We start from the raw sequence: 8,469 nt of genomic DNA, 5'->3' as shown, positions 1-8,469 counted from the left end.
TTTTGAATGCCGGGTAATAGTTTGCCGGCAGCATTTCGCTGTGGGTGTAAACATCAACGCCTGTTCCCTCAGTCTGCTCAAGCAGCTCCTGCATATCTTTCAGGTCATGCCCGCTTATCAGTATGCCGGGGTTGTTGCCGGTACCGATGTTTACCTTTGTTATTTCAGGGTTGCCGTAGGCTGAGGTGTTGGCCTTGTCAAGCAGCGCCATGGCTGTTACCCCGTACTTGCCGGTCTCCAGCACAAGCGCAACCAGCTCTTCAACCGTCAGGTCATCGCGGGTTGTTGCAACCAGCGCCTCCTGCATGAATTTGTACAGATCCGGGTCCTCGTGGTCGAGGTTCCAGGCGTGCTCGGTGTATGCCGCCATACCCTTCACCCCGTAGGTAATGAGCTCGCGCAGCGAACGAACATCCTCATTTTCCGTTGCCAGCACACTTACTGTCTGTGCCTTGCGCTCAAATTCATCAGGTGTAAAGGCCTGCCATGTGGCCGATTCATGCAGCGGCCCTTGCGGACTTACACCCTTTTTTTCAAGCTCAAGCCGCAGCTTGTTGCGCATTTCAAGTCCCTCCTGTATACGTCTTACAAAAACATCACGGTCGAAGTTTGCATTTGTGATGGTAGCAAACAGCGAGTCGACGATGAATTTGTTGATAGCGGACTTTTCAATGCCCGCTTTCCGGGCAGCGGTTGAGTAAATCGAGATGCCCTTACAAACGAACATCAAAACATCCTGGAGTCCCGCGACATCATCTGTCTTTCCACAAACTCCCCTTATTGTACAGCCTGTGCCTTTGGCTGTTTCCTGGCACTGAAAACAAAACATACTCATAATTAATTCTGGTTTTTAAGGGTTAAAATACCTGTTTGTAAATATATACTATTTAAGCCCTCGAGTCAATAGCTGACTCAGGGTAGAATTTTATTCTTTATGGATGGGGAGAATTGTTTTTACAAGGGTTTCCGGAAGCCGGTCTTTTCTCTTTTTTCTTTCAGGTCGATCTGTTTCTCTTCGGCAATAATACCGAGGATGTTTACGCCAAGCTGGAAAAGAGTTGCAACACCGGCTATGGCCATGATGTAGATGAAGAGATCACCGTAGGGGACAAGCAGGAAAATGCCCACGTTGAAGAGCGCTATCCAGACCCCGGCGCACCACGGGCAGGTAATGATCGCCCTGAGCGAATCGCCGATCCCGATTCCCTCGAAAGAGCGGCTGATGTCGCGTACAAGCTTGAAGATCCGGTCATAAACCATCAGCCTTATCATCCTGTAGGTGGCTAAACTGATCAATACCAGATCGAGGATGCCAATGTTGCCGATGCCCGTATCCCTCACATCCATAAGGAATCCAAGTCCAATAAGTAAAAGAACGAACACGAACATTGACACCATGTTCCAGATTCTCTCTGTCTTTGACATTTCCATTTTTGTCTGCTTATCAGTTATTGCCGTAAATGTAGACAAAATTGATGGAAATTGGTTCAATCAGCCCCACTGGTGTCAATAATGGTTGGCTGCCCTGCAGCAGCTTATTTCAGAGCCACCTGTCATCAATCACATCGCCCCTTATGCCCAGGGTAATGGATTTTACCGGCACTTTCCTGCCGGCCCTCTCAACTGCGGCCACCGCCATCTGTTCAATTCCGCTGCAGCACGGCACTTCCATTTTCATTACTGTCAGCGTATTGATTTTTGCATCCCTCACGAGGCTCACCAGTTTCTCCAGGTAGACTTCACGGTTGGAGTCCAGCTTAGGGCATGCAATGGCAAGGGTTTTGCCCTTAAGGTAATCATTGTGAAAGTTGCCGGCGGCATAAGCCACACAGTCCGCCGCCAGCAAAAGGTCCGACCCGGCAAAGTGCGAGGCGCGCGGATTGATAAGATGCATCTGTACCGGCCACTGTGCCAGCTGGGATTGCGTACCGCCACCTGCCGTGGCAGCGCCGTGTTGTGCCGTCCCGTTTTGTGCCGGGTCGATCTGTAGCGCACCGTTTTGTGCCGTGCCCTGACCTGCCGGATCTTTGCCGCCGGCGCTCGCGGCCGGTGCTGCAAAGCTCACTGACCTTGACCCCGGGCAACCCCCGCCCGCTGCCAGGCCAGTCGCACCTGCATGGTGGTGATGGCCTTGCCCGGCTCCTCCTCCGCAACCGCCACCGGCGTGGGTGTGACCTGCCTCTTCACCGGCAGGTTCAGCATGTTCCTGGCCGGGCCTGTAGAAGTGCACCTCCTGTATTACCTCCCTTACGGGGAAGTCCACGCTGCCGTCATTCTCCATCAGCCACTCAACGGCCTGCCTCAGGAATACAAATTCACCGTGGTCTTTCAGGTGTTTCAGATGGGCTGTAACTACATTCCTTCCCTTTTCAGCCATTAAGGCTATCACCTTCACTTCGTCATATGGTTCGGCTTCGCGGAGTTCAATCTCCATTGCGCCTTCCGGGCAATGACCAATGCATGCACCCAGTCCGTCGCACATCAGGTCGCTTATCAGCCTTGCCTTGCCGTCTATTATCTGCAGAGCCCCCTCATGGCAGTTTGGAATGCACAAGCCGCATCCGTTGCATTTATCCTCATCAATTTTTATGATCTCCCTCTTCATTTTATCATGATATTAAAAATGGTCGCTTATGTATATAATAAATAAGTAATTTCAGTACTAAGAGGCATAAGAGTAATTAAATACCCAAATATAAGGTTAAAATTTGAATCGTGCAAATTCACACCAAAAAAATCATATCAAAAAATGAGAATTTAAATGTACTGGTCGAGGGTCTGCTTTTCAAGATGCTCCCTGAACTTATTTGTCATCTTGTTGGTGACGTTGTTCATGATGCACTTGTCGAACGGGCATACTGGTTTGTCAAGCGGGCAGGGGGTTACCTCGATCTCCCCTTCTATCGCCTCGTAAATCTCAAGGAAGGTTATTTCCTCCGGCTTTTTGCGCAGCATGAACCCGCCGCTTGGCCCCCTGTGGGAAGAGAGGTAATTGTTTTTTGCAAGCCGCTGCATGATCTTTGCAACATGATGCCTGCTTGCGCCGGTGCGTTCGGCTATCTGCATCACATTGATCGACGGGTTTGACTTGGCAATCAGTATCATGCCATGCAATGCAATGGAGGCAGCCTCAGATATAGCAACTATTTTTGACATTGAAGATTTAAAAGTAATTAATTACCTGAATAATTATATTACAAATAAACAAATTATTTCAGTAAAATTCAAAATAGTAAAGACTATTTTAAAAAAACCCTACCTGGCCTGTGCCGTTGCCGTCAGCCTTTCCATGTAGCTGTCGACTACCGGCCTGAGCTCATTGCGAAGCTCCTCCTGCCCGAACATCTGGGCCATTCGCACAAGCTCATTCATAATCTGGATAGAGGACCTCTTTTCACTTTCGAGCTGGACGGCGAGATGCCCCGGGAACCGCAGGTAATAGTCCAGCAGATCTGCCAGATGATCAAAGTATCCCCTTACCAGTTCATTGGCCTGCCCGTTGGCGCCGGCCAGGTAATAGGCTTCTGCCACAGAGAGCATCATGAACTCATACGGCACCCTGTCAACAGGCATCAGCTCCATGCAGCGGTCCAGCACCCTGATGGCCCTTGTGGCATCTCCCTCTTCGGTAAGGGCGTTTGCCAGCCGCGCAAACTTGTGCCTGAGCCTGAGTATGCTGAGCGTACGTAAGTTGTAATGGCAAAGGTAGACGTCGGGCTCGTTCATCCTGCCCCAGTCGAACTTGTGCATGAAGTTTTCGTACATCACTTCGGTATTGACCCTGCCCTGGTCAAAATCATCACTCTCAGTATATATCGGAACAAGCCTGTAGGCAAATCCCTCCAGCTGGAACCATGGCTCCAGTCCCAGTGCATCATCTGTCCCCCCGCTTACAAAGTATATCGGTCTCTCCCAGTCGTTGTTGGCCAGCAGGTCGAGAACCATCATCTGGTTTTTTATCAGGTAGGGCTCATCAATGCGCCAGTCGATCGACTCAACGATCTGATCCCTGAGCTCCGGTGCAACGGTCCCGTTCTCAATAACCTTGTCGGCGTCAACCGTTACACGAAAGTTTTTGGTGGGTACGAAATCAATTATCCTGTTCCTGGACACCCTGATCTTGCTGCGGTCGCTGTCATCAGCCAAAAATTCTATCACCCTCCTTACATCAATGTAGTCCTCAAACCTTTCAACCATATAGATGAAGCTGTGAGTGCCGTCAACATATTTGTGGCGGGGCAGTGAAAATGGCACCGGGGGCGAATCGTTCTGCTTCTTTTTCATCTGGGTGATGTACCATTCCGCGTTAAGCAGCATCAGGTTAACCACCCTCACATCGGTCCGCACACCCTCCACCTCCTGGGCGTACCAAAGGGGGAAGGTGTCATTGTCGCCATGTGTGAAGAGTATGGCATTCGGAGCCGTGCTGTTGAGATAGTTGAATGCAAAATCCCTTGCAGTGAACCTGCCCGACCGGTCATGGTCGTCCCAGTTCTCCGATGCCAGAAGTCCGGGCACCAGCAGGAATGTAACAACAGTCGTCACAATGGCGCTTATCTTCAGTGGGATCTTTTTTCTCAGGGTCTCGATAATAGCCAGCACACCCAGCCCGATCCATATTGAGAAGGCCATGAATGAACCGGCGTAGGTGTAGTCCCTCTCCCTGGGCTGTAACGGCGTCTGGTTAAGGTAAATAATGATTGCCAGTCCGGTAAAAAAGAAGAGCAGCAGCACCACCGTAAAATCATTTTTGTGCCGTTTGTAATGGAAGAACAATCCGATCAACCCCAGCAGCAGCGGTAACCCGTAATAAGTGTTGCGCGCCGGGTGGTTGGCAATATGGTCGGGCAGATCAGACTGGGGACCGAGTCGCAGCTCATCCAGAAATCTTATTCCGCTCAACCAGTTGCCCCTGAGCAGCTCGCCATGGCCCTGAATGTCATTCTGCCTGCCCACAAAATTCCACATAAAATATCTTCCGTACATGTGCCACACCTGGTACCTGAGGAAAAAGCGAATGTTCTCTGCAAAGGTGGGGCGTATGATCGTACGGGCCTCTCCGTCAATGGTGACCCTTACCTGCCTCCCCTGTACCCTTCCCCATCTTTCATACTCCCTGATGTGCCCCTGGCTGCCGCTGCTCCACATGCGCGGGAAAAACCCGGTAAAGTCAGAGTGGAACTCCGCTTCAACACGCGGGGTTGTCTCCACGTAGCGTCCGTCTTCCATGATGTATTGCATCCTGCCGTCCTTCACATCTGTCTGGGGCGCCGAATAGTACTGCCCGAACAGCAGGGGGGCCGCACCATACTGTTCACGGCCCAGGTAGGAGATCAGAGAGAAGATGTTGTCGGGGGAGTTCTGGTCCATTGGCGGACCGGCCGAGGAGCGGATAACAACTACCGTATATGTTGAGTAGCCTATAAGCACCATTGTGAGTCCAAGCAATATGGTGTTAAGCACCGGCTTGCGGTTCTTGTGCGTGTACCACATCCCGTATGCCAGCAGTCCTGCCACCAGCAAGATAAAGAACAGCACCCCGCTATGGTAGGGTAGCCCGAATGAGTTGACAAAAGCCAGTTCAAAAACACTTGCAATCCTTACCACCCCGGGAATGATTGCAAAGACGAAGGTTCCAAGAAGTATTACGGAAACAATGATTGTATAAAGGATACCTTTTGTGGTTACCGGATATTTTTTGAAGTAATAGACGAATACAATTGCCGGTATCGCCAGCAGGTTGAGCAGGTGTACCCCTATCGAGAGCCCCATCAGGTATGTAATAAGTATCAGCCAGCTTGCCGAGTATTTCTGGTCGGCCACATTCTCCCACTTGAGTATGGCCCAGAACACCAGCGCCGTAAAGAGTCCGCTCGTTGCATAGGCCTCTGCCTCTACAGCTATGAACCACTGGGTGTCGGTAAAACAGAATGCCATTGAGCCAACCAGTGCTGCTCCCATCAGCGCCATGGTTTCAGGCAGTGACGGCTCCCGTCCGGGAGATATGATCTTTTTGCCGATGTGGGTAATTATCCAGAACAGCAGCATGACCGTTGCCGATGCGGCAAGGGCCGACATGGCATTCATAAAAATCGCCGCCAGCGAGGGATCGGGAGCCAGCATCGTGAACATCCTGCCCATCAGCATGAAGAGGGGAGCACCCGGCGGATGCGGAACCTCCAGCTTGTATGCTGCAGTTATACGCTCACTGCAGTCCCACCAGCTTGCTGTAGGCTCCAGGGTCATGAAATAGACGGCGGTGGCCACGAGAAAGACCACCCAGCCCCCGATAATGTTGATTTTTTTGTATGACGGCACAGTCATTGGCATTGTTTTTTCGGATATGTTTTTATGGCAGACTATATCAACTGGCGAAATTATAACATTTACCCAAAAAAACAGCTATCCGGCATGTTAAAAAGGTTCTGCATTTTTAACAGATGAAAGCCTCATCGGCCTACGGCAGGCAAAATAACATGCATAAAGCATGAGGGTTCCATGGATTGAAAAGCATAATATCCGAATTATGAATTTGTTACACATTGTTAAACAATTTGCTAACTATACTTTATACGAATGAAGTTTCCGTTTCTTTATCAATTGTTATATTTTAGCTAAATTGCCAATCATCGGAGGTCCTATGAGAACACTTTTTAGTTTTGCCATTACCGCGTTATTGATCGCTTGTACCGGCAATAAAGCCGCCGAAGGTCCGGCATGGGCAGAGTTGTCTCACGGCAGCAGGATAACAGGGCGGATCAACGGTCTGCCCGGACCGAAATTGTTGCTCTACGAGCTTTACGGCGACAGGGTCACCCTGATCGATTCGGTAATGACCGGCAGCGACGGGTCGTTTGAGTTTCTGTTTCCGTCTGGCCGGCATAACGGACTCTACAGGCTGGCTATGGGGGTAAGCACCATCCCCGGCGACCATGAGGGCCACCGCCAGCGTTTCGACCTTATATGGGACGGCTCTGCCGTTGTGTTCGAAACCCATTATGCCGCCCCTGTTGACAGCATGACAATATTCCTTTCGGAGGAAAATGATCTTTACTACCGTTACCTTAGGCGCATGCGCCGTTATGAGAGCAAGATATCGGCGCTTAATAGCGCCCTTATCGAGTACCCGGCCGATGACGGCTTTTACCGGAGGCTGGAGAGGCAGCACCGCCGGGTGCAGAACCGGAGGGTCAATTACGTCGACAACCTGATCAATAAAAATCAGGGTACGATCGTGGCTTCACTGGCAAGGTTCAGGAAGCTGCCCCGGACGGGGTCTCCCAGGGACGGTCAACAGACAGCGGAGCTGAAGAGTAATTTCTTTCACGAGGGGCAATTTGCTGATTCATTGCTGCTGCACACCGATCTAATACCCCGCAGCATAATACGCTATCTCTCCCTTTACACCAATCCCTCGCTCAGTGATGATGATCAGCAGGAGGAGCTTATCCTTGCCGCTGATGTTATCATGCAGCATGCAATGGAGAACGAGGCCATCTACTATTTTGTGCTTGAGTACCTGATCAACGGGTTCAACAGCATGGAGATGGACCTGGTGGCTGAGCACCTTACCGGCCGTTATCTCCTCGGTAACGTATGCTTCGAAGAGGGGAGGCTTCTGGATCAGGCCGGCGCTGTAACAGCAGACGAGCTTGAAGAAGGTGATGTGGTGCCGTCATTCAGTTTTACCGCCCTCGACGGCAGGGAAATAAGCCTTGAGGAGATAGAAGCCGATTATACGCTGGTCCTTTTCTGGGGAACATGGTGCCATTTTTGCGACGATGTTATGGATGAGCTCTACGAAACATACTCTGAATACCGTATAAGCAACCCGGGATATTTTGAGGTTGTTGCCATAGGAATTGAAGAAAATGAGGATGAGTGGCTTGCCGGTATTGAGAGGGGAGGATATGACTGGATCAACTATACATCATTGGAAATGTGGGATTGCCCCGTTGCCTCAGGGTATGACCTGGTTGGGACTCCCACCATGCTGCTGCTTGACAGCAACAAGCGGTTCATTACCGAGCCCGTCAGGGTCAGGGCCCTTAACAGGATACTGTCACGGGGACTGAGGTAGGGATTTGTTGATCCGGTTGCCGGTCGGCAACAGCTTGCGGGCAGGCAGGCCACCGGCAATTTTGGCCCATGGGAAAACTGCCCGCCGGCAATTTGAACCGGTGGCAGGGCAATCTCCCGGGAAAACTGCCCGCCGGCAGTGTTGTCTGCCGGCACTGTTTCCGGCATTCAGGGCTTCGGCCTGAAAAATTGAGGTTACTGAAAAAGATAAAGCCATGACGAAAAACAAGAAAGAGAAGAAAGGTGCCACTGCCACCCGCAAATCCGTCACCAGTTCGCCTGCATCCGGCAAACCCTCTGCGCCGCAAGGGGAGTCCCACGAAGGAACAGGGTCCGCCAATGAACCAGAAGCCGGCCGGGAGGGTGCGGTTCCCCGAAAGGGAACCGGTT

Annotated in this window: 6 protein-coding genes; 1 reads left to right on the top strand and 5 read right to left on the bottom strand. The window is 51.1% G+C overall.

Annotation, left to right across the window (positions count from 1 at the left end; all coding sequences use genetic code 11):
- The 5 genes from EA408_01270 to EA408_01250 form a co-directional block, all read right to left on the bottom strand.
- On the bottom strand, window positions 1-835 hold an 835-nt coding region (locus EA408_01270), incomplete at its 3' end, for a hydroxylamine reductase (protein TVR75028.1).
- 119 nt (window positions 836-954) lie between these two features.
- Window positions 955-1,431, bottom strand: a complete 477-nt coding sequence (locus EA408_01265; GenBank protein ID TVR75025.1) for a DUF1360 domain-containing protein — start codon at window positions 1,429-1,431, stop codon at window positions 955-957.
- A 109-nt stretch (window positions 1,432-1,540) separates the two neighbouring features.
- Entirely contained in the window at window positions 1,541-2,605 is a 1,065-nt protein-coding gene (locus tag EA408_01260; GenBank protein ID TVR75024.1) for a 4Fe-4S ferredoxin, read from the bottom strand.
- Between the two features lie 152 nt (window positions 2,606-2,757).
- A complete protein-coding gene (locus tag EA408_01255) occupies window positions 2,758-3,156 on the bottom strand; it encodes an Rrf2 family transcriptional regulator (GenBank protein TVR75023.1) in 399 nt (132 codons plus the stop codon).
- A 99-nt stretch (window positions 3,157-3,255) separates the two neighbouring features.
- Complete coding sequence (locus EA408_01250) at window positions 3,256-6,324, bottom strand: DUF2723 domain-containing protein (GenBank protein TVR75022.1); 3,069 nt, start codon at window positions 6,322-6,324, stop codon at window positions 3,256-3,258.
- Window positions 6,325-6,640: 316 nt separating this feature from the next.
- Between EA408_01250 and EA408_01245 the strand changes: the two genes are divergently transcribed.
- Complete coding sequence (locus EA408_01245; GenBank protein ID TVR75021.1) at window positions 6,641-8,080, top strand: AhpC/TSA family protein; 1,440 nt, start codon at window positions 6,641-6,643, stop codon at window positions 8,078-8,080.
- The last annotated feature ends 389 nt before the right edge of the window (window positions 8,081-8,469 follow it).

It is taken from the genome of Marinilabiliales bacterium, assembly GCA_007695015.1.
Lineage (GTDB): Bacteria > Bacteroidota > Bacteroidia > Bacteroidales > PUMT01 > PXAP01.
This window is presented reverse-complemented; position numbering and strand designations above follow the sequence as displayed.

What these genes read in the sequence shown, in the direction of transcription:
- EA408_01265 (TVR75025.1), bottom strand. Translation starts at nt 1,431, where the DNA reads ATGGAAATGTCAAAGACAGAGAGAATCTGGAACATGGTGTCAATGTTC.
- EA408_01260 (TVR75024.1), bottom strand. Translation starts at nt 2,605, where the DNA reads ATGAAGAGGGAGATCATAAAAATTGATGAGGATAAATGCAACGGATGC.
- EA408_01255 (TVR75023.1), bottom strand. Translation starts at nt 3,156, where the DNA reads ATGTCAAAAATAGTTGCTATATCTGAGGCTGCCTCCATTGCATTGCAT.
- EA408_01250 (TVR75022.1), bottom strand. Translation starts at nt 6,324, where the DNA reads ATGACTGTGCCGTCATACAAAAAAATCAACATTATCGGGGGCTGGGTG.
- EA408_01245 (TVR75021.1), top strand. Translation starts at nt 6,641, where the DNA reads ATGAGAACACTTTTTAGTTTTGCCATTACCGCGTTATTGATCGCTTGT.